Source organism: Streptomyces sp. NPDC002784 (assembly GCF_053592135.1).
The window spans coordinates 118,501-140,341 of record NZ_JBSFVD010000008.1 but is presented as its reverse complement, the minus strand read 5'-3'; the positions used below and the strand labels follow the sequence as shown (position 1 = coordinate 140,341).

Annotated in this window: 19 protein-coding genes; 18 read left to right on the top strand and 1 reads right to left on the bottom strand. The window is 70.9% G+C overall.

The window, feature by feature from the left end:
* Window positions 1-5: 5 nt before the first annotated feature.
* The 12 genes from ACWD1Z_RS17405 (at window position 6) to nusB (ending at window position 12,833) form a co-directional block, all read left to right on the top strand.
* Complete coding sequence (locus ACWD1Z_RS17405) at window positions 6-356, top strand: hypothetical protein (RefSeq protein ID WP_389419233.1); 351 nt, start codon at window positions 6-8, stop codon at window positions 354-356.
* Window positions 356-3,028, top strand: a complete 2,673-nt coding sequence (gene alaS, locus ACWD1Z_RS17400; protein WP_451119504.1) for an alanine--tRNA ligase — start codon at window positions 356-358, stop codon at window positions 3,026-3,028. The genes ACWD1Z_RS17405 and alaS overlap by 1 nt, the downstream gene beginning before the upstream one ends.
* Complete coding sequence (gene ruvX, locus ACWD1Z_RS17395) at window positions 3,028-3,492, top strand: Holliday junction resolvase RuvX (protein WP_451119502.1); 465 nt, start codon at window positions 3,028-3,030, stop codon at window positions 3,490-3,492. The genes alaS and ruvX overlap by 1 nt, the downstream gene beginning before the upstream one ends.
* A gap of 121 nt (window positions 3,493-3,613) precedes the next feature.
* Window positions 3,614-5,299, top strand: coding sequence for an endolytic transglycosylase MltG (gene mltG, locus ACWD1Z_RS17390; protein WP_451119500.1), 1,686 nt, complete (start codon window positions 3,614-3,616; stop codon window positions 5,297-5,299).
* A 19-nt stretch (window positions 5,300-5,318) separates the two neighbouring features.
* On the top strand, window positions 5,319-6,158 hold the full coding sequence (locus ACWD1Z_RS17385; RefSeq protein WP_451119498.1) for a shikimate dehydrogenase: 840 nt from the start codon (window positions 5,319-5,321) through the stop codon (window positions 6,156-6,158).
* 48 nt (window positions 6,159-6,206) lie between these two features.
* Complete coding sequence (locus ACWD1Z_RS17380) at window positions 6,207-6,482, top strand: hypothetical protein (protein ID WP_451119496.1); 276 nt, start codon at window positions 6,207-6,209, stop codon at window positions 6,480-6,482.
* Window positions 6,483-6,667: 185 nt separating this feature from the next.
* Window positions 6,668-7,852: a chorismate synthase gene (gene aroC, locus ACWD1Z_RS17375; RefSeq protein ID WP_451119494.1), complete on the top strand. Its 1,185-nt coding sequence runs from the start codon at window positions 6,668-6,670 to the stop codon at window positions 7,850-7,852.
* Window positions 7,853-7,878: 26 nt separating this feature from the next.
* The gene (gene aroB, locus ACWD1Z_RS17370; RefSeq protein ID WP_451119706.1) at window positions 7,879-9,498 is read left to right on the top strand and encodes a 3-dehydroquinate synthase; all 1,620 of its coding nucleotides are present in this window, start codon (window positions 7,879-7,881) and stop codon (window positions 9,496-9,498) included.
* Between the two features lie 165 nt (window positions 9,499-9,663).
* Window positions 9,664-10,521, top strand: coding sequence for a Pro-rich N-terminal domain-containing protein (locus ACWD1Z_RS17365; protein ID WP_451119492.1), 858 nt, complete (start codon window positions 9,664-9,666; stop codon window positions 10,519-10,521).
* 155 nt (window positions 10,522-10,676) lie between these two features.
* Window positions 10,677-11,783 (top strand): aminopeptidase P family protein, encoded by a 1,107-nt coding sequence (locus ACWD1Z_RS17360; protein ID WP_451119490.1) that lies wholly within the window; start codon window positions 10,677-10,679, stop codon window positions 11,781-11,783.
* A gap of 49 nt (window positions 11,784-11,832) precedes the next feature.
* On the top strand, window positions 11,833-12,399 hold the full coding sequence (gene efp, locus ACWD1Z_RS17355) for an elongation factor P (protein ID WP_328870023.1): 567 nt from the start codon (window positions 11,833-11,835) through the stop codon (window positions 12,397-12,399).
* A gap of 2 nt (window positions 12,400-12,401) precedes the next feature.
* Complete coding sequence (nusB, locus tag ACWD1Z_RS17350) at window positions 12,402-12,833, top strand: transcription antitermination factor NusB (RefSeq protein ID WP_389420695.1); 432 nt, start codon at window positions 12,402-12,404, stop codon at window positions 12,831-12,833.
* Window positions 12,834-13,102: 269 nt separating this feature from the next.
* On the opposite strand, the gene bldD is transcribed toward nusB, so the two are convergent.
* Window positions 13,103-13,603, bottom strand: coding sequence for a transcriptional regulator BldD (gene bldD / locus ACWD1Z_RS17345; RefSeq protein ID WP_003956405.1), 501 nt, complete (start codon window positions 13,601-13,603; stop codon window positions 13,103-13,105).
* A gap of 252 nt (window positions 13,604-13,855) precedes the next feature.
* Here bldD and pyrR point away from each other — a divergent pair, with 252 nt between their 5' ends.
* The 6 genes from pyrR to carB all read left to right on the top strand — a co-directional run bounded on the left by pyrR (window position 13,856) and on the right by carB (window position 21,761).
* Window positions 13,856-14,413 (top strand): bifunctional pyr operon transcriptional regulator/uracil phosphoribosyltransferase PyrR, encoded by a 558-nt coding sequence (pyrR, locus tag ACWD1Z_RS17340; RefSeq protein WP_351980902.1) that lies wholly within the window; start codon window positions 13,856-13,858, stop codon window positions 14,411-14,413.
* An 84-nt stretch (window positions 14,414-14,497) separates the two neighbouring features.
* The gene (locus ACWD1Z_RS17335; RefSeq protein WP_400120869.1) at window positions 14,498-15,475 is read left to right on the top strand and encodes an aspartate carbamoyltransferase catalytic subunit; all 978 of its coding nucleotides are present in this window, start codon (window positions 14,498-14,500) and stop codon (window positions 15,473-15,475) included.
* A 5-nt stretch (window positions 15,476-15,480) separates the two neighbouring features.
* On the top strand, window positions 15,481-16,767 hold the full coding sequence (locus ACWD1Z_RS17330) for a dihydroorotase (protein ID WP_451119487.1): 1,287 nt from the start codon (window positions 15,481-15,483) through the stop codon (window positions 16,765-16,767).
* The gene (locus ACWD1Z_RS17325; RefSeq protein WP_451119485.1) at window positions 16,764-17,321 is read left to right on the top strand and encodes a PH-like domain-containing protein; all 558 of its coding nucleotides are present in this window, start codon (window positions 16,764-16,766) and stop codon (window positions 17,319-17,321) included. Before ACWD1Z_RS17330 ends, ACWD1Z_RS17325 begins: the two co-directional genes overlap by 4 nt.
* Window positions 17,318-18,460, top strand: a complete 1,143-nt coding sequence (carA, locus tag ACWD1Z_RS17320; protein ID WP_451119484.1) for a glutamine-hydrolyzing carbamoyl-phosphate synthase small subunit — start codon at window positions 17,318-17,320, stop codon at window positions 18,458-18,460. Before ACWD1Z_RS17325 ends, carA begins: the two co-directional genes overlap by 4 nt.
* A complete protein-coding gene (gene carB / locus ACWD1Z_RS17315; protein WP_451119483.1) occupies window positions 18,453-21,761 on the top strand; it encodes a carbamoyl-phosphate synthase large subunit in 3,309 nt (1,102 codons plus the stop codon). The genes carA and carB overlap by 8 nt, the downstream gene beginning before the upstream one ends.
* Window positions 21,762-21,841: the final 80 nt, after the last annotated feature.

Sequence of the window (21,841 nt, the reverse complement as noted above, 5' to 3'; positions counted from 1 at the left end):
CAGCGATGTTCCGCCGTTCGTTCTGGTTCACCACCGGTGTCGCGGCCGGCGTGTGGGCCACCACCAAGGTCAACCGCAAGATCAAGCAGCTGACCCCGGAGCACCTGGCCACCCAGGCCGCCAACAAGGCACTTGAGGCGGGCACCCGCCTCAAGGACCGCGCGGTGGGCTTCGCACTCGACGTCCGCGACAACATGGCCCAGCGGGAGGCCGAGCTGGAGAACGCGTTGGGCATCGACGCGGACCCCGAACTCCCCGCACTGCGGCGGCAAGCCGCGATCGAGAACCGCACCGAGCCGAAGACGTACGTCATCGACGACACGACGTACACGTACAACCGGAATGAGGACCACTGATGGAGTCGGCTGAGATCCGCCGCCGCTGGCTGAGCTTCTTCGAGGAGCGCGGGCACACCGTCGTCCCTTCGGCGTCGCTCATCGCGGACGACCCGACTTTGCTCCTCGTCCCGGCCGGCATGGTGCCCTTCAAGCCCTACTTCCTGGGTGAGGTCAAGCCGCCCTTCGACCGCGCCACCAGCGTGCAGAAGTGCGTGCGCACGCCGGACATCGAAGAGGTCGGCAAGACCACCCGGCACGGCACCTTCTTCCAGATGTGCGGCAACTTCTCCTTCGGCGACTACTTCAAGGAAGGCGCCATCAAGCTCGCCTGGGAGCTGCTCACCAGCCCCCAGGACAAGGGCGGTTACGGCCTGGAGCCGGAGAAGCTCTGGATCACCGTCTACAAGGACGACGACGAGGCCGAGCGCATCTGGCACGAGGTCGTCGGGGTGCCGAAGGAGCGCATCCAGCGCCTCGGCATGAAGGACAACTACTGGTCGATGGGCGTCCCCGGCCCCTGCGGCCCCTGCTCCGAGATCAACTACGACCGCGGCCCCGAGTTCGGCGCCGAGGGCGGCCCCGCCGTCAACGACGAGCGGTACGTGGAGATCTGGAACCTCGTCTTCATGCAGTACGAGCGGGGCGAGGGCACCGGCAAGGAGAGCTTCGAGATCCTCGGCGACCTGCCGAGCAAGAACATCGACACCGGGCTCGGCCTGGAGCGGCTCGCCATGATTCTGCAGGGCGTGCAGAACATGTACGAGATCGACACCTCCATGGCCGTCATCAACAAGGCCACCGAACTGACCGGCGTGGCCTACGGCGACGCCCACGGCTCGGACGTCTCGCTGCGCGTGGTCACCGACCACATGCGCACCGCCGTGATGCTCATCGGCGACGGGGTCACCCCGGGCAACGAGGGCCGCGGCTACGTCCTGCGCCGCATCATGCGCCGCGCCATCCGCAACATGCGGCTGCTCGGCGCCACCGGTCCGGTGGTCAAGGAGCTGGCCGACACCGTCATCGCGATGATGGGGCAGCAGTACCCGGAGCTGGTCACCGACCGCGAGCGGATCGAGAAGGTCGCCGTCGCCGAGGAGAACGCCTTCCTCAAGACGCTGAAGGCCGGCACCAACATCCTCGACACCGCCGTCACGGAGACCAAGCAGGCCGGTGGCACGGTCCTCGCCGGCGACAAGGCCTTCCTGCTCCACGACACCTGGGGCTTCCCGATCGACCTCACCCTGGAGATGGCCGCCGAGCAGGGGCTGTCCGTGGACGAGGACGGCTTCCGGCGCCTGATGAAGGAGCAGCGGGAGCGGGCCAAGGCCGACGCCCAGTCCAAGAAGACCGGCCACGCCGACATGGGCGCCTACCGCGAGATCGCCGACCGGGCCGGTGAGACCGAGTTCATCGGCTACTCCGACACCCAGGGCGAGTCGACGATCGTCGGCATCCTCGTCGACGGCGTCTCCTCCCCGGCCGCCACCGAGGGCGACGAGGTCGAGATCGTCCTCGACCGCACCCCGTTCTACGCCGAGGGCGGCGGCCAGATCGGCGACACCGGCCGCATCAAGGTGGACTCCGGCGCCGTCATCGAGATCCGCGACTGCCAGAAGCCGGTGCCGGGCGTGTACGTCCACAAGGGCGTCGTCCAGGTCGGCGAGGTCACCGTCGGCGCCAAGGCCGAGGCCGCCATCGACGCCCGCCGACGCACGGCCATCGCCCGCGCCCACTCGGCCACCCACCTGACCCACCAGGCCCTGCGTGACGCCCTCGGCCCGACGGCCGCCCAGGCCGGTTCCGAGAACCAGCCCGGCCGCTTCCGCTTCGACTTCGGCTCGCCGTCCGCCGTTCCGACGGCCGTGATGACCGACGTCGAGCAGAAGATCAACGAGGTGCTGGCCCGCGATCTGGACGTGCGGGCCGAGGTCATGGGCATCGACGACGCCAAGAAGCAGGGCGCCATCGCCGAGTTCGGCGAGAAGTACGGCGAGCGCGTGCGGGTCGTGACCATCGGCGACTTCTCCAAGGAGCTGTGCGGCGGCACCCACGTGCACAACACCGCCCAGCTCGGCCTGGTCAAGCTGCTCGGCGAGTCCTCGATCGGCTCCGGTGTGCGCCGTATCGAGGCCCTCGTAGGTGTCGACGCCTACAACTTCCTCGCCCGTGAGCACACGGTCGTCGCCCAGCTCCAGGAGCTGATCAAGGGCCGCCCGGAGGAGCTTCCGGAGAAGGTCTCCGCCATGCTCGGCAAGCTGAAGGACGCCGAGAAGGAGATCGAGAAGTTCCGCGCCGAGAAGGTGCTCCAGGCCGCCGCCGGTCTCGCCGAGTCCGCCAAGGACGTCCGCGGCATCGCGCTGGTCACCGGCCAGGTCCCGGACGGCACCACCGCCGACGACCTGCGCAGGCTGGTCCTCGACGTGCGCGGCCGCATCCAGGGCGGCCGGGCCGTCGTGGTCGCCCTGTTCAGCGTGGTCAACGGCAAGCCGCTGACGGTCATCGCCACCAACGAGGCCGCCCGCGAGCGCGGCCTGAAGGCCGGCGACCTGGTCCGTACGGCCGCCAAGACGCTCGGCGGCGGCGGTGGCGGCAAGCCGGACGTCGCCCAGGGCGGCGGCCAGAACCCGACCGCGGTCGGCGAGGCCGTGGACGCCGTGGAGCGCCTGGTCGGGGAGACGGCCAAGTAATGCGCAGAGGACGTCGGCTCGCCATCGACGTCGGGGACGCCCGGATCGGGGTCGCCTCGTGCGACCCCGACGGGATCCTCGCGACCCCGGTGGAAACGGTCCCCGGCCGGGACGTCCCCGCGGCCCAGCGGCGGCTGAAGCAACTGGTCGAGGAGTACGAGCCGATCGAGGTCGTCGTCGGCCTCCCGCGCTCCCTCAAGGGGGGCGAGGGCCCGGCCGCGGTCAAGGTCCGCGGCTTCACCCAGGAACTGGCGCGCCTGATCGCGCCGGTTCCGCTGCGGCTCGTGGACGAGCGGATGACCACGGTGACGGCGAGTCAAGGACTGCGCGCCTCGGGCGTGAAGTCGAAAAAGGGCAGATCGGTCATTGACCAGGCAGCCGCTGTGATCATCCTCCAGCAGGCACTGGAATCCGAACGGGTGTCAGGTAAAGCTCCCGGCGAGGGCGTCGAAGTGGTCATCTGATCGCGATACGGTAACGTTCCGCGCGATGCGACGGTGTTCGAACAGCCGCCGCACAAAGAGAGGCGGAACGGAAGCCGGGCCCCACCCCGCGCGACCGCCGCCTCGCGGCTCTAGGGGATCGATGACTGAGTATGGCCGGGGCCAGGGCTCCGAACCGTGGCATCCCGAGGACCCGTACTACGGGGACGGTGGATGGGAGGGACAGCAGGCTCAAGCGGGCCAGCAGTCCCCTTACGGCGGCCAGCCGCAGCACTATCCGGAGCAGCAGCAGCCGCAGGAACCGCAGCAGCCGCAGCAGTACGGCGACTGGGGCACCGGCCAGCAGGACGGATACGGTCAGGCGCAGCAGCAGTACCCGCAGCAGTACGACCAGCAGCAGTACCAGGGCCAGGGGCAGGGTCAGCAGGGGTACGACAACAGCGGCTGGGGCACCGGCACGCACGGGCACGTCCAGTACACCGATCCCGCCGACCCCTACGGCCAGCAGAGCGCCGCCTACGGCGAACAGCAGCCGGACTTCTACGGCACCCCCGAGGCGTACCCGCCGCCGGAGCCGCCGAGCAGACGACAGGCCGAGCCGGAGCCGCGCACCGACTGGGACCCGGGTCCCGACCAGGGCGAGCACGCCTTCTTCGCGGGCGGCGGCGATGACGACGATGTCGACGACGACCCGGGGAGCCGCCGCGGCCGAGGCGACCGGCGGGGCCGGGGCGGCAAAGGCGGCAAGAAGCGCCGTAGCGGATGTGCCTGTCTGGTCGTCCTGCTGGTGTTCGGCGGAGGCATCGCCGGAGTCGGATACTTCGGCTATCAGTTCTACCAGGATCGTTTCGGCGACGCCCCGGACTACGCGGGCAGCGGCAACGGCGAGCAGGTGACCGTCGAGATCCCCGAGGGCGCCGGCGGCTATTCCATCGGCCAGGAGCTGAAGTCGAAGGGCGTGGTCAAGAGCGTCGACGCGTTCGTCGCCGCCCAGCAGCAGAACCCCAAGGGCAACACGATCCAGGCCGGCGTCTACACGCTGGAGAAGGAGATGTCGGCCAGCAGCGCGGTCGACCTCATGCTCAGCCCGAAGAGCCAGAACAACCTGATCATTCCCGAGGGCACCCGCAATGTCGCGGTCTACAAGCTGATCGACGCGCGCCTGGAACTCGACAAGGGCACCACGGCGGAGATCGCCGAGGAGAAGGCGGACAGCCTCGGCCTTCCCGAGTGGGCGACGGGCCACAAGGACGTCAAGGACCCGCTGGAGGGCTTCCTCTACCCGTCCAGCTACCCGGTGGCCAAGGGCCAGAAGCCCGAGGCCGTCCTCAAGCGGATGGTCGCCCGGGCCACGGAGAAGTACGAGGAGCTCGGCCTGGAGAAGAAGGCCGAGGACCTGGGCCTGGACAACCCCTGGCAGCTGCTCACCGTGGCGAGCCTGGCGCAGGCCGAGGGCACCAGCCACGACGACTTCCGCAAGATGGCCGAAGTGGTCTACAACCGCCTCAAGCCCGGCAACCCCGAGACCTACGGCTCGCTGGAGTTCGACTCCACGTACAACTACATCAAGAACCAGAGCAAGATCGACCTGACGATCGCCGAGCTGCGGGAGTTCGACAACCCGTACAACACCTACTTCGTCAAGGGACTGCCGCCCGGCCCGATCGACAACCCGGGCGAAGAGGCGCTGAAGGGCGCGCTGAACCCGACGGACGACGGCTGGTACTACTTCATCTCGCTGGACGGCAAGACCAGCAAGTTCACCAAGACGCTCGCCGAGCACGAGAAGCTGGTCGAGCAGTTCAACGCGTCGCGGAACAACGACTGACGGCTCAAGGACAGGTGCAATGACAGGTCAGGGCACAGACGCCCGCCGGGCCGCCGTGCTCGGTTCGCCCATCGCCCACTCCCTCTCGCCGGTGCTGCACCGCGCCGCCTACGAGCAGCTGGGGCTCACCGGCTGGACGTACGACCGGTACGAGGTGGACGAGGCCGCGCTGCCCGGGTTCTTCGCCGAACTCGGCCCCGAGTGGGCCGGACTGTCGCTGACCATGCCGCTGAAGCGGGCGGTCATCCCGCTGCTCGACGAGGTCAGCGAGACGGCCCGCTCGGTCGAGGCGGTCAACACCGTCGTGTTCACCGAGGACGGCCGCCGCACCGGCGACAACACCGACATCCCCGGCATGGTCGCCGCCCTGCGCGAACGCGGCATCGAGCAGGTCGACTCGGCCGCGATCCTGGGCGCGGGTGCCACCGCCTCCTCCGCGCTGGCCGCGCTCGCCCGCATCTGCACCGGTGAGGTCGTGGCCTATGTCCGCAGCGCCGCCCGCGCCGCGGAGATGCGGCAGTGGGGCGAACGGCTCGACGTCGAGGTGCGTACGGCGGACTGGGCGGACGCCGCCGAGGCGCTGCGCGCGCCCCTGGTCGTCGCGACCACGCCGGCCGGTGCGACCGACGAGCTCGCCTCCGCCGTACCGGAGCGCCCCGCCACGCTGTTCGACGTGCTCTACGACCCCTGGCCCACCGCGCTCGCGGCCCGCTGGTCCATGTTCGGCGGGGCCGTCGTGAGCGGGCTCGACCTGCTGGTGCACCAGGCGGTGCTCCAGGTCGAGCAGATGACGCGGCGCACCCCGGCACCGCTGGACGCCATGCGAAAAGCGGGCGAACACGCGCTCGACGCCCGCTAAGATCCTTCCGGTTCCGCAGGGGGCGGGACCGGGAGGGGAACGCGTTCGATGTCCACAGGTCAGCCGCTGGCGTCCGGCAAGAGCCAGATCTTCGAGAGCCTGCTGTGGTTCCTGCCCGACTGGGTGCAGAACACCGTGCTGGTCCTGATCGTGCTCGCCCTGCTGGTCACCTGGACCATCAGGCTGCGCAACAAGATCGCCCGCCGCCGTGCGCCGCGTCAGCCGCAGCCTGTCCCGGCGGCTGCGCCCCACGGCCAGGGCAGCGGGGCCGACTACCTGGGCCCGTACGCCCCGCAGCGGCGCCCGGAGGACAGCTCCGCCTGATGGCGCAGCCGCGTCGCGGCCTGGCACATTCGCGTCCGACTGATGGACCGGCGGCCGGGGACGGCGCCGGGACGTGGGAGGATCGGAAGTGGCGGGCCGGGGCCGCGCACCTGGTCTTGCCGTCGCCGTACGCGAGGACACGCGTACGAAGGGCAGTACCAGGGCGCGAGCACTGAGGAGCATCGTTGAGCAGGTTGCGCTGGCTGACCGCGGGGGAGTCCCACGGCCCCGCACTCGTGGCGACGCTGGAGGGCCTCCCGGCCGGCGTGCCGATCACCACGGAGATGGTGGCGGACCACCTGGCCCGGCGCCGGCTCGGCTATGGCCGCGGTGCGCGGATGAAGTTCGAGCGCGACGAGGTCACCTTCCTCGGCGGCGTCCGGCACGGCCTCACCCTGGGCTCCCCGGTGGCGATCATGGTCGGCAACACCGAGTGGCCCAAGTGGGACCAGGTCATGGCGGCCGACCCGGTCGACCCGGAGATCCTCGCCGGGCTCGCCCGCAACGCCCCGCTGACCCGGCCCCGCCCCGGCCACGCGGACCTCGCGGGCATGCAGAAGTACGGCTTCGACGAGGCCCGGCCGATCCTGGAGCGCGCCTCGGCGCGTGAGACGGCGGCCCGGGTGGCGCTCGGCGCGGTGGCGCGGTCGTACGTGAAGGAGACCGCGGGCATCGAGATCGTCAGCCACGTGGTCGAGCTGTGCTCCGTGAAGGCCCCGCAGGGTGTGTACCCGACCCCGGCCGACGTCGAGAGGCTGGACGCCGACCCGCTGCGCTGCCTGGACGCGGACACCTCGAAGGCGATGGTCGCGGAGGTCGACCAGGCCCACAAGGACGGCGACACCCTCGGCGGCGTGGTCGAGATCCTGGCCTACGGCGTCCCCGTCGGCCTCGGCTCGCACGTGCACTGGGACCGCAAGCTGGACGCGCGGCTCGCCGGTGCGCTCATGGGCATCCAGGCGATCAAGGGCGTGGAGCTGGGCGACGGGTTCGAGCTGGCGCGGGTGCCGGGCTCCAAGGCGCACGACGAGATCGTCAACACCCCCGAGGGCATCAAGCGCGTCTCCGGCCGCTCCGGCGGCACCGAGGGCGGTCTGACCACCGGTGAGCTGCTGCGGGTCCGGGCCGCGATGAAGCCGATCGCGACCGTGCCGCGCGCCCTGCAGACCGTGGACGTCACCACCGGCGAGGCCGCCGCCGCCCACCACCAGCGCTCCGACGTCTCCGCGGTCCCGGCCGCCGGCATCGTCGCCGAGGCCATGGTGGCCCTGGTCCTCGCGGACGCGGTGGCGGAGAAGTTCGGCGGCGACTCGGTCGCCGAGACCCGGCGCAATGTGCGCTCCTACCTCGACAACCTGGTGATCCGGTGAACCCGGTGGTGGTGCTCGTCGGCCCGATGGGCGTGGGCAAGTCCACCGTCGGGCGGCTGCTCGCCGAGCGGCTCGGCGTCGGCTACCGCGACACCGACGACGACATCGTCGCCGAGCAGGGCCGGGCCATCGCCGAGATCTTCGTCGACGAGGGCGAGCCCGTCTTCCGCGCGATCGAGAAGCAGGCCGTGCTGCGGGCCCTGGCCGAGCACGAGGGCGTCCTCGCGCTCGGCGGCGGCGCCATCCTGGACGAGGACACGCGCACGGCGCTGGCCGGACTGCGGGTCGTCTACCTCTCGATGGACGTCGAGGAGGCGGTCAAGCGCACCGGCCTGAACGCCGCCCGCCCGCTGCTCGCGGTCAACCCCCGCAAGCAGTGGCGCGAGCTGATGGAGGCCCGCCGCCCGCTGTACGAGCAGATCGCCACGGCGGTCGTGACCACCGACGGCCGTACGCCCGAAGAAGTCACCCGAGCCGCCCTGGACGCACTGGACGCACTGGAGTTGACTGCATCCCCCGGGGGGCAACCCCCGGACCCCCGGCCGGAGGACGTCATGGCAAGCCAAGTCACCAGGATCCAGGTCGGCGGCACGGCGGGCAGTGAGCCGTACGAGGTCCTGGTGGGCCGTCAACTCCTGGGCGAACTCGGCGGGTTGATCGGCGACCGGGTCAAGCGGGTCGCCGTCATCCACCCCGAGGCCCTCGCCGAGACCGGCGAGGCGCTGCGTGCCGACCTCGCCGGGCAGGGCTTCGACGCCGTCGCCATCCAGGTGCCGAACGCCGAGGAGGCCAAGACCGCCGAGGTCGCCGCCTACTGCTGGAAGGCGCTCGGCCAGTCCGGCTTCACCCGCACCGACGTCGTGGTGGGCGTCGGCGGCGGCGCCACCACCGACCTCGCCGGGTTCGTGGCCGCGACCTGGCTGCGCGGGGTGCGCTGGATCGCCATCCCGACGACCGTGCTCGCCATGGTCGACGCGGCCGTCGGCGGCAAGACCGGCATCAACACCGCCGAGGGCAAGAACCTCGTCGGCGCCTTCCACCCCCCGGCCGGTGTCCTGTGCGACCTGGCCGCACTGGACTCCCTCGCGGTCAACGACTACGTCTCCGGGCTCGCCGAGGTCATCAAGGCCGGCTTCATCGCCGACCCGGTGATCCTCGACCTCATCGAGTCCGACCCCGAGGCCGCCCGCACCCCGGCCGGACCGCACACCGCCGAGCTGATCGAGCGCTCGATCCGGGTCAAGGCCGAGGTCGTCTCCTCGGACCTGAAGGAGTCGGGCCTGCGCGAGATCCTCAACTACGGCCACACCCTCGGCCACGCCATCGAGAAGAACGAGCGCTACCAGTGGCGGCACGGCGCGGCGGTGGCCGTCGGCATGCACTTCGCCGCCGAACTGGGCCGCCTGGCCGGGCGGCTCGACGACGCGACCGCCGACCGGCACCGCACGATCCTGGAGGCGGTCGGTCTTCCGCTGCACTACCGCTACGACCAGTGGCCCAAGCTGCTGGAGAACATGAAGGTCGACAAGAAGTCCCGCGGCGACCTGCTCCGCTTCATCGTCCTGGACGGCCTGGCCAAGCCCACCGTCCTGGAGGGCCCGGACCCGGCCGTGCTGCTCGCCGCGTACGGAGAAGTGGGCCAGTAAGTCCGCCGGGGCGCCGTACGCCCGATTTTCCCTGTGCGCAGGGGCACTTCGGACCGCCCCCGGCCGTTCACCAAACAGTGGCCGGGGGCGGTACCGTTCGGTAGGGAGCGGGGCTCGCCCCTCGCTGCCAGCGCCAATGTCCCGTACGAGATGGAGTGGCACCGGATGCAGCACGCAGTGGGTTCTCCGCTGCCGCCGCCCCACCAGCCGGGGCACGGACCGGCCGTCGGCTGGTCCCCGGCCGCACACCACCCGGGTCCGCCGCACCCGGGCCCGCACCAGGGGGCCGCCCCCGTGCCCCCGCCGGCGCCCGGCTTCACCGGGCAGCCCCCGGGCCCGGTTCCGCCCGCGCCCCCGCACGTCCCGCAGCCCCCGGCCCCGGAGACCACCGGCCATGTGCCGCTGCCCCCCGGCGGCCCGGTCGCCATGCCGCCCGTCCCCGCCCCGGGCGCGCCCGATCCGTCCGGCACGACCCTCGCGGTGCTGCTCATCGGCCCGGCCGGCGCCGGGAAGACCAGCGTCGCCAAGTACTGGGCCGACCACCGCCGGGTGCCCACGGCCCACATCAGCCTCGACGACGTCCGCGAATGGGTCCGCTCCGGCTTCGCCGACCCCCAGACCGGCTGGAACGACCACTCGGAGGCCCAGTACCGCCTGGCCCGCCGCACCTGCGGCTTCGCCGCCCGCAACTTCCTGGCCAACGGCATCTCCTGCATCCTCGACGACGCGGTCTTCCCCGACCGCCCGGTCGTCGGCCTCGGCGGCTGGAAGCGCCATGTGGGCCCCGGCCTGCTGCCGGTGGTCCTCCTGCCGGGCCTGGAGATCGTCCTGGAGCGCAACGCGGAACGCTCCGGCAACCGCCGCCTCACCGACGAGGAAGTGGCCCGCATCCACGGCCGCATGGCGGGCTGGTACGGCTCGGGCCTGCCGATCATCGACAACTCCCAGCTGGACGTGCAGCAGACGGCCCAGGTCCTGGACGACGTACTGGCCCGGTCCATAGCGAGCCCGCCGAGCTGGTAGGGATCTGTTCGACGCAGGGGAGGACGACCTCCCTAGGGGCGCGGGGAACTGCGCGACAAGCCCCCACGGCCCCGCACCCGGCCCAGCAACCGCGACCACCCCCCACTCGGCCCTCCCGACCGGCGCCGCACCTACAAGACTCCTACGCTCGTGTCATGTCAGAGGTGTACGCCACCCGAAGATCCCGCCTGCGGGACCACTGCCAAGCCGGCGGCAGCCACTCCGCTCTGGTCACCCGCCCCGCCAACGTCCGCTACCTGGCGGGCGCGGCCCCCAAGAACGCCGTCCTGCTGATCGGCCGGACCGAGGACGTCCTGGTGTGCACCGGCCCGCCGGACGACCGTCCCGCCGGGGGCCGCCCGGACGAGGCGCTGCGCGTGCACCGGCTCCCCGGCGCCGGAGGCGATCCCGCGGTGGCCGCCGCCGATCTCGCCGGAGGGCAGCGCGCCGAGTCCCTGGCCGTGGAAGAGCATCACCTCACCGTCGCCCGGTACCGGGCCATCGGCTCCGTCGCGCCCCGGCTGCGTCTCGCGGAGCTGGGCGGAGCCGTCGAACAGCTGAGGGTGGTGAAGGACGAGGAGGAGATCTCCTGTCTGCGGATCGGCGCCGAGATCGCCGACCAGGCCCTCGGCGAGCTGCTGGAGTCCATCCTCGTCGGCCGCACCGAGCGGCATCTCGCCCTGGAGCTGGAGCGCCGGCTCGTCGACCACGGCGCCGACGGCCCCGCCTTCCCGACCTCCGTCGCCACCGGCCCGAACTCCGGCCGCCGCGGCCACCGGCCCACCGACCGGCGGGTCGAGGAGGGCGACTTTCTCTCCGTCTGCCTGGGCGCCACTTACCGCGGCTACCGCTGCGAGATCGGCCGGACCTTCGTCATCGGCACCTCGCCGGCCGACTGGCAGATCGAGCTGTACGACCTCGTCTTCGCCGCTCAGCGTGCCGGCCGGGAGAGCCTGGCGCCCGGCGCCGCCTACCGCGACGTGGACCGGGCGGCCCGCCAGGTGCTGGACTCCGCGGGGCATACGGAGGGGCTGCCACCGCTCACCGGCCATGGCGTCGGACTCGAAATCGACGAGGACCCGCAGTTGGCTCCCGCGGCCATGGGTAAACTGGACGCTTGCGTGCCGGTCACCGTCGAACCGGGGGTTCACCTCCCGGGCCGGGGCGGCGTCCGGATCGATGACACGCTCGTCGTCCGCCCCGAGGCGGACGGCGGACCCGAGCTACTCACCATCACGACCAAGGAGCTGCTCGCGCTGTAGGAGTGCGTGCGCCGGGGTCGTCCACGTCAGTCCAGGAGATTCCGCAACCGTGGCTTCCACGAACGACCTCAAGAACGGCATGGTGCTCAAGCTCGAAGGCGGCCAGCTCTGGTCCGTCGTCGAGTTCCAGCACGTCAAGCCCGGCAAGGGCCCGGCCTTCGTGCGCACCAAGCTCAAGAACGTGCTCTCCGGCAAGGTCGTCGACAAGACGTTCAACGCCGGTGTCAAGGTCGAGACGGCCACTGTCGACAAGCGCGACATGCAGTTCTCGTACATGGACGGCGAGTACTTCGTCTTCATGGACATGGAGACCTACGACCAGCTGATGGTCGACCGCAAGGCCGTCGGCGACGCCGCCAACTTCCTGATCGAGGGCTTCACCGCCACCGTCGCGCAGCACGAGGGCGAGGTGCTCTTCGTCGAGCTGCCGGCCGCCGTCGAGCTCGTCATCCAGGAGACCGAGCCAGGCGTCCAGGGCGACCGCTCCACCGGTGGCACCAAGCCCGCCATCCTGGAGACCGGCCACCAGATCAACGTCCCGCTCTTCATCACCACCGGCGAGAAGATCAAGGTCGACACCCGCACGAGCGACTACCTCGGCCGGGTGAACAGCTAACCGTGGCTGCCCGCAACACGGCCCGCAAGCGCGCCTTCCAGATCCTCTTCGAGGGCGACCAGCGCGACGCCGACGTCCTGACGGTCCTCGCGGACTGGGTCCGGCTCTCCCACGCCGACACCCGCCAGCCGCCGGTGAGCGAGTACACGATGCAGCTCGTCGAGGGCTACGCGGAGCACGCGCGCCGGATCGACGAGCTGCTCGCGCAGTACTCCGTCGGCTGGACGCTGGACCGGATGCCGGTCGTGGACCGCAACATCCTGCGGCTCGGCGCCTACGAGCTGATCTGGGTCGACGAGACCCCGGACGCCGTCGTGCTCGACGAGATGGTGCAGCTGGCCAAGGAGTTCTCCACGGACGAGTCGCCCTCGTTCGTGAACGGCCTCCTCGGCCGTCTGAAGGAGCTCAAGCCGACGCTGCGCCGGGAGGCGTAGGCGGCGGTACGACGAACGCCGGGGGCCCGCAGCGCGCTTGCTGCGGGCCCCCGGCGTTCGTGCGCCCAGGGGCGGGGTGGTGCCGGCTTGCGGGCGGTCCGGCGGTGGTCCGTGGCTGGTCGCGCGGTGCCCCGCGCCCCTGGGGAACTGCTGCTGGCGGCGTTGCGAGGGACCGCCGTCCCGTGCGGGGCAGAAATACCGCCGGGGTGGCGGGAGCCGTATAGCTCCTGCCACCCCGGCGTTACGTTTCTGCTCAACCCGCGGAGCGTTCAGCTCTCCTCGTGGGACACCGCGCGGCGGGCGTCGGCGTCCAGCACGCCCCAGCTGATCAGCTGCTCGGTGAGGACCGAGGGGGACTGGTCGTAGATGACGGCGAGTGTGCGCAGGTCGTCCTGGCGGATCGAGAGCACCTTGCCGTTGTAGTCACCGCGCTGCGACTGGATCGTCGCGGCGTAGCGCTGGAGGGGGCCCGCCTTCTCGGCCGGTACGTGGGCCAGGCGCTCCAGGTCCAGGACCAGCTTCGGCGGCGGCTCGGCGGCCCCGCCCGGCGTGGTGCCGGGCAGCAGCTCCTGCACCGGAACGCCGTAGAAATCCGCCAGCTCGGCAAGGCGCTGCACGGTCACGGCACGGTCGCCGCGCTCGTACGAACCGACCACCACGGCCTTCCAGCGTCCCTGGGACTTCTCCTCGACACCGTGGAGGGAAAGGCCCTGCTGGGTGCGGATGGCCCGGAGCTTGGCCCCGAGCTGTTTGGCGTATTCGCTGGACATATAGCTCCCCGGACACTGTGTCGACGCGGCCGGCTGTCTTCCTGCCGCGCGGCTGGTAACTCACTGTGAGGTTACGCAGCGTGACTCTCGTGCGTCAAGCCGAATGGTCCACACCGGCTCTTCCGTGGTCGCGGCGGTCGGTTGGGCCAAGGGGGTGATCCGGGTCCGGTTCCCGGCCTGCTACGGTGGATGACGCAAACCCGACGTCCTTTAAGGTCCGTCCCGTGAGGCGGAGAAGGAGGTCCTTTTCCCATGGACACGCAAGCGTCCGATGCGCGGCCCGTTCTCGAGGGCCCCGACATCGCGCGGGTACTGACCCGCATCGCCCACGAGATCGTCGAACGCGCCAAGGGCGCCGACGACGTGGTGCTCCTCGGCATTCCCACCCGGGGCGTCTTCCTCGCCCGGCGGCTGGCCGAGAAGCTCGAAGAGATCACCGGCGGCAAGATCCCGGTCGGCTCGCTCGACATCACCATGTACCGCGACGACCTGCGCATGCACCCGCCGCGCGCGCTCGCCCGTACGGAGATCCCCGGTGACGGGCTCGACGGCCGGCTGGTCGTCCTCGTCGACGACGTGCTCTTCTCCGGCCGCACCATCCGTGCCGCCCTCGACGCGCTGAACGACCTCGGCCGCCCCCGGGCCGTGCAGCTCGCCGTGCTCGTCGACCGCGGCCACCGCGAACTGCCCATCCGCGCCGACTACGTCGGCAAGAACCTCCCCACGTCGTTGCGGGAGACGGTCAAGGTCCAGCTCACCGAGGAGGACGGTCGCGACACCGTGCTGCTCGGTGTGAAGCCGACCTCGTAGCAGCCGGACCGCGTACGCCCTGTCGGCGCGCCCTCGCCTGCCCGGAATCTCCCCATACCTGAACTGCCTTACGGAGCCTGACAGATGCAGCGTCATCTCATCTCGGCCGCCGATCTCACCCGCGACGACGCCGTCCAGATCCTCGACACCGCCGAGGAGATGGCCCGGGTGGCCGACCGGCCCATCAAGAAGCTGCCGACCCTGCGCGGCCGCACCATCGTGAACCTCTTCTTCGAGGACTCCACGCGCACGCGTATCTCCTTCGAGGCCGCCGAGAAGCGCCTGTCCGCGGACGTCATCAACTTCTCGGCCAAGGGATCCAGCGTCTCCAAGGGCGAGTCCCTCAAGGACACCGCCCAGACACTGGAGGCCATGGGCGTGGACGCCGTGGTCATCCGGCACGGCGCCTCCGGAGCGCCGTACCGCCTCGCCAACTCCGGGTGGATCGACGCGGTCGTCATCAACGCCGGTGACGGCACCCACCAGCACCCGACCCAGGCCCTGCTGGACGCGTTCACCATGCGCCGCCGGCTCGTCGGCCGGGACGCCGGGCTCGGCCAGGACCTGGCCGGCAAGCGGATCACGCTGGTCGGCGACGTCCTGCACAGCCGGGTCGCCCGCTCCAACGTCGACCTGCTGCACACCCTCGGCGCCGAGGTCACCCTGGTCGCCCCGCCCACCCTGGTGCCGGTCGGCGTCGGTACCTGGCCGTGCGAGGTGTCGTACGACCTGGACGCCGTGCTGCCCAAGTCCGACGCCGTGATGATGCTCCGCGTCCAGCGGGAGCGCATGAACGCCGCGTTCTTCCCCACCGAGCGCGAGTACTCGCGCCGCTACGGCCTCGACGGCGACCGCATGGCCAAGATGCCCGAGCACGCCATCGTGATGCACCCCGGGCCGATGGTGCGCGGCATGGAGATCACCGCCGAGGTCGCCGACTCCGAGCGCTGCACCGTCGTCGAGCAGGTCGCAAACGGAGTCTCCATCCGGATGGCCGTCCTGTACCTGCTGCTGGGCGGCAACCAGCCCGCCGTCACCCACACCCGCATCGAGGAGAAGTAAGACAGATGAGCAAGATCCTGATCCGTGGTGCGAAGGTGCTCGGCGGCGAGCCGCAGGACGTCCTGATCGACGGCGCGACCATCGCCGAGGTGGGCACCGGGCTGAGCGCGGAGGGCGCCGAGGTCGTCGAGGCGGCCGGCAAGGTGCTGCTGCCCGGCCTGGTCGATCTGCACACCCATCTGCGCGAGCCCGGCCGCGAGGACTCCGAGACCGTCCTGACCGGCACGCGCGCGGCGGCCGGCGGCGGCTACACCGCCGTGTTCGCCATGGCCAACACCTTCCCCGTCGCCGACACCGCCGGCGTGGTCGAGCAGGTCTACCGGCTCGGCCAGGAGCACGGCTACTGCGACGTCCAGCCCATCGGTGCCGTCACCGTCGGCCTGGAGGGCAAGAAGCTCGCCGAGCTGGGCGCCATGCACGAGTCGGCGGCCGGTGTCACCGTCTTCTCCGACGACGGCAAGTGCGTCGACGACGCCGTGATGATGCGCCGGGCGCTGGAGTACGTGAAGGCCTTCGGCGGCGTCGTCGCGCAGCACGCGCAGGAGCCGCGGCTGACCGAGGGCGCCCAGATGAACGAGGGCGTCGTCTCCGCCGAGCTGGGACTCGGGGGCTGGCCCGCGGTGGCCGAGGAGTCGATCATCGCCCGGGACGTCCTGCTCGCCGAGCACGTCGGCTCCCGCGTCCACATCTGCCACCTGTCGACCGCCGGGTCCGTCGAGATCGTGCGCTGGGCCAAGTCCCGCGGCATCGACGTCACCGCCGAGGTCACCCCGCACCACCTCCTGCTCACCGACGAGCTGGTGCGGACGTACAACCCGGTCTACAAGGTCAACCCGCCGCTGCGCACCGAGCGTGACGTGCTGGCGCTGCGCGAGGCGCTCGCCGACGGCACGATCGACATCGTCGCCACCGACCACGCCCCGCACCCGCACGAGGACAAGGACTGCGAGTGGGCCGCGGCCGCCATGGGCATGGTCGGCCTGGAGACCGCGTTGTCAGTGGTCCAGGAGACCATGGTGGACACCGGGCTCCTCACCTGGGCCGGGGTCGCCGAGCGCATGTCCGTCAAGCCCGCCGAGATCGGGCGGGCGACGGGCCACGGCCGCCCCGTCTCGGCTGGTGAGCCCGCCAACCTCACGCTCGTCGACACGGAATACCGTGGGTCCGTGGACCCCGCGGGCTTCGCCTCGCGCAGCCGCAACACTCCGTACCAGGGGCGTGAGCTGCCGGGCCGTGTGACGCACACGTGGCTCCGGGGCAAGGCCACGCTCGTCGACGGGAAGCTCACGTGACACCTGTAACTCTGCTCGCCGAACAGAAGTCGGCCGAGGTGACCGACTGGGCCGCCCGGATCGGCTGGCTCGTCGGACTGGCCCTCTTCGTCGCGCTCGTCTACTGGCTGATGCGCGAGGGCTGGAAATGGCGCGGCACGCTCCAGGGCGACCTGCCCGAGCTGCCCAGCGCGCCGTCCGAGCCGGGCGAGGCCACACTGACGATGAGCGGCCGGTACCACGGCTCCACGACCGCCGGGCAGTGGCTCGACCGCATCGTGGCGCACGGCCTGGGCACCCGCAGCCGGGTCGAGCTCACGCTGACGGAGGCGGGCCTGGACGTCGTACGCCCCGGGGCGAGCGACTTCTTCGTCCCGGCCGGGCAGCTGCGCGAGGCCCGGCTCGACAAGGGCATCGCCGGCAAGGTCCTGACCGAGGGCGGACTGCTCGTGGTGACCTGGGCGCACGGCGACCGCCTGATCGACTCCGGCTTCCGCTCGGACACGGCGGCCGAGCATACCGAATGGGTCGACACCCTGAACCAGATGATCAACGACACGGAAGGCGCACGATGACGACCTCCACCAGGGGAGCCACCAGGGTTCCCGCCGTCCTCGTCCTGGAGGACGGCCGGATCTTCCGCGGCCGTGCCTACGGGGCCGTGGGGGTGACCTTCGGCGAGGCCGTGTTCTCCACCGGGATGACCGGCTACCAGGAGACCCTCACCGACCCGTCGTACCACCGCCAGGTCGTCGTGATGACCGCCCCGCACGTGGGCAACACCGGCGTCAACGACGAGGACTCCGAGTCGAAGCGGATCTGGGTCGCCGGATACGTCGTGCGCGACCCCGCGCGCGTGCCGTCCAACTGGCGCTCCCGGCGCTCGCTGGACGAGGAGCTGCGCCGGCAGGGCGTCGTCGGGATCTCCGGCATCGACACGCGCGCGCTGACCCGTCATCTGCGCGAGCGCGGCGCCATGCGCGTCGGCATCTTCTCCGGCAACGCCCTGCCCGACGAGGGCACCATGATCTCCGAGGTGCGCCAGGCCCCCGAGATGACGGGCGCCGACCTCTCCGCCGAGGTCGCCACCAGCGAGCCGTACGTCGTCCCGGCGATCGGCGAGAAGAAGTTCACCGTCGCCGCCATCGACCTCGGCATCAAGGGCATGACCCCGCACCGGATGGCCGAGCGCGGCATCGAGGTGCACGTCCTGCCGGCGACCGCGACCGCCGAGGACGTGTACGCGGTCCAGCCCGACGGCGTGTTCTTCTCCAACGGTCCGGGCGACCCGTCCACCGCCGACCACCCGGTCGCCCTCATGCAGGCGGTCCTGGAGCGCGGCACGCCGCTGTTCGGCATCTGCTTCGGCAATCAGATCCTGGGCCGCGCGCTCGGCTTCGGCACGTACAAGCTGAAGTACGGCCACCGCGGCATCAACCAGCCCGTGCAGGACCGTACGACCGGCAAGGTCGAGGTCACCGCGCACAACCACGGCTTCGCCGTCGACGCCCCGCTCGACAAGGTCTCCGACACCCCCTTCGGCCGCGCCGAGGTCTCCCACGTCTGCCTGAACGACAACGTGGTGGAGGGCCTGCAGCTGCTCGACAAGCCGGCCTTCAGCGTCCAGTACCACCCCGAGGCGGCGGCCGGCCCGCACGACGCCGCCTACCTGTTCGACCGCTTCACGTCTTTGATGGAGGGCCAGCGTGCCTAAGCGCACCGATATCCAGTCCGTCCTGGTCATCGGCTCCGGCCCGATCGTCATCGGCCAGGCCGCCGAGTTCGACTACTCCGGCACGCAGGCGTGCCGCGTGCTCAAGGCCGAGGGCCTGCGCGTCATCCTGGTCAACTCCAACCCGGCGACGATCATGACCGACCCGGAGATCGCCGACGCCACCTACGTCGAGCCGATCACCCCCGAGTTCGTCGAGAAGATCATCGCCAAGGAGCGCCCGGACACCCTGCTGCCCACCCTGGGCGGCCAGACGGCGCTCAACACCGCCATCTCGCTGCACGAGAACGGCGTCCTGGAGAAGTACGGCGTCGAGCTGATCGGCGCCAACGTGGAGGCGATCCACAAGGGCGAGGACCGCGACCAGTTCAAGGTGGTCGTCGAGGAGGTCCGCAAGAAGATCGGCCACGGCGAGTCCGCCCGCTCGGTCATCTGCCACACCATGGACGACGTCCTCAAGGGCGTCGAGACCCTCGGCGGCTACCCGGTCGTCGTCCGTCCGTCCTTCACCATGGGCGGCGCCGGCTCCGGCTTCGCCCACGACGAGGAGGAGCTGCGCCGCATCGCCGGGCAGGGCCTCACGCTCTCGCCGACCACCGAGGTGCTCCTGGAGGAGTCCATCCTCGGCTGGAAGGAGTACGAGCTGGAGCTGATGCGCGACAAGCACGACAACGTCGTGGTCGTCTGCTCCATCGAGAACTTCGACCCCATGGGAGTGCACACCGGTGACTCGATCACCGTCGCCCCCGCGATGACGCTGACCGACCGCGAGTACCAGGTGCTGCGCGACGTCGGCATCGCGATCATCCGCGAGGTCGGCGTCGACACCGGCGGCTGCAACATCCAGTTCGCGGTCAACCCCGAGGACGGCCGGGTCATCGTCATCGAGATGAACCCGCGCGTGTCCCGGTCGAGCGCGCTCGCCTCCAAGGCGACCGGCTTCCCGATCGCCAAGATCGCCGCCAAGCTCGCCGTCGGCTACACCCTCGACGAGATCCCGAACGACATCACCCAGGAGACCCCGGCCTCCTTCGAGCCCACGCTCGACTACGTGGTCGTCAAGGCCCCCCGGTTCGCCTTCGAGAAGTTCCCGTCCGCCGACTCCACGCTGACCACCACCATGAAGTCGGTCGGCGAGGCCATGGCCATCGGCCGCAACTTCACCGAGGCGTTCCAGAAGGCGCTGCGCTCGCTGGAGAAGAAGGGCAGCCAGTTCACCTTCGTCGGCGAGCCCGGCGACAAGGCCGCGCTGCTGGAGGAGTCCGTCCGCCCCACCGACGGCCGGATCAACACCGTCATGCAGGCCATCCGCGCGGGCGCCACGCCCGAGGAGGTCTTCGCGTACACGAAGATCGACCCCTGGTTCGTCGACCAGCTCTTCCTGCTCAAGGAGATCGCCGACGAGCTCGCCGAGGCGCCCGAGCTGACCCCCGAGCTGCTCGCCGAGGCCAAGCGGCACGGCTTCTCCGACCAGCAGATCGGCGAGATCCGCGGCCTGCGCGAGGACGTCGTCCGCGAGGTGCGGCACGCGCTCGGCATCCGCCCGGTCTACAAGACGGTCGACACCTGCGCCGCCGAGTTCGCGGCGAAGACGCCGTACTTCTACTCCTCCTACGACGAGGAGACCGAGGTCGCCCCGCGCGAGAAGCCCGCGGTGATCATCCTCGGCTCCGGCCCGAACCGGATCGGCCAGGGCATCGAGTTCGACTACTCCTGCGTCCACGCCTCCTTCGCGCTGAGCGAGGCCGGGTACGAGACCGTGATGGTCAACTGCAACCCGGAGACCGTCTCCACCGACTACGACACCTCCGACCGCCTGTACTTCGAGCCGCTGACGCTGGAGGACGTGCTGGAGATCGTCCACGCGGAGGCGAAGGCCGGTCCGATCGCGGGCGTCGTCGTGCAGCTCGGCGGCCAGACGCCGCTGGGCCTGGCGCAGGCGCTGAAGGACAACGGCGTCCCGGTCGTCGGTACGTCCCCGGAGGCGATCCACGCCGCCGAGGACCGCGGCGCCTTCGGCCGCGTCCTCAAGGAGGCCGGCCTCCCGGCCCCCAAGCACGGCACCGCCACCACCTTCGCCGAGGCCAAGGCCATCGCCGACGAGATCGGCTACCCGGTCCTCGTGCGGCCGTCGTACGTCCTCGGCGGGCGCGGCATGGAGATCGTCTACGACGAGACCCGGCTGTCGTCCTACATCGCCGAGTCGACCGAGATCAGCCCGACCCGGCCGGTCCTCGTCGACCGCTTCCTGGACGACGCGATCGAGATCGACGTGGACGCGCTCTACGACGGCGAGGAGCTCTACCTCGGCGGCGTGATGGAGCACATCGAGGAGGCCGGCATCCACTCCGGCGACTCCGCGTGCGCGCTGCCCCCGATCACCCTCGGCGGCTTCGACATCAAGCGGCTCCGGGCGTCCACGGAGGCCATCGCCCGCGGCGTCGGCGTCCGCGGCCTGATCAACATCCAGTTCGCGATGGCGGGTGACATCCTCTACGTCCTGGAGGCCAACCCGCGCGCGTCCCGTACGGTCCCCTTCACCTCGAAGGCGACCGCGGTGCCGCTGGCGAAGGCCGCCGCCCGGATCTCGCTCGGCGCGACCGTCGCCGAGCTGCGGGCCGAGGGGCTGCTGCCGCGCACCGGGGACGGCGGCGAGCTGCCGCTGGACGCGCCGATCTCCGTCAAGGAGGCCGTCATGCCGTGGTCGCGCTTCCGCGACATCCACGGCCGCGGTGTGGACACCGTCCTCGGCCCGGAGATGCGCTCCACCGGCGAGGTCATGGGCATCGACTCCGTCTTCGGCACGGCGTACGCCAAGTCGCAGGCGGGCGCGTACGGCCCGCTGCCCACCAAGGGCCGCGCCTTCATCTCGGTGGCCAACCGCGACAAGCGCTCGGTGATCTTCCCGGCCCGTGAGCTGGTCGCGCACGGCTTCGAGCTGCTCGCCACCTCCGGCACCGCCGAGGTCCTCAAGCGCAACGGCATCAACGCCACCGTGGTGCGCAAGCAGTCCGAGGGCACCGGCCCGAACGGCGAGAAGACCATCGTCCAGCTCATCCACGACGGCGAGGTCAACCTCATCGTCAACACCCCCTACGGCACGGGCGGCCGCCTGGACGGCTACGAGATCCGTACGGCCGCCGTGGCGCGGTCCGTGCCCTGCCTGACGACCGTGCAGGCGCTGGCCGCCGCGGTACAGGGCATCGACGCCCTCAACCACGGCGACGTGGGCGTCCGGTCGCTCCAGGAACACGCCGAACACCTGACCGCGGCCCGCGACTAGCAGCCCTGAGGGGGACACCGGAAACGGTGTCCCCCTCTTGGTGAGGACACCGGACCGCCCTTCCTGGTGCGGACACCACA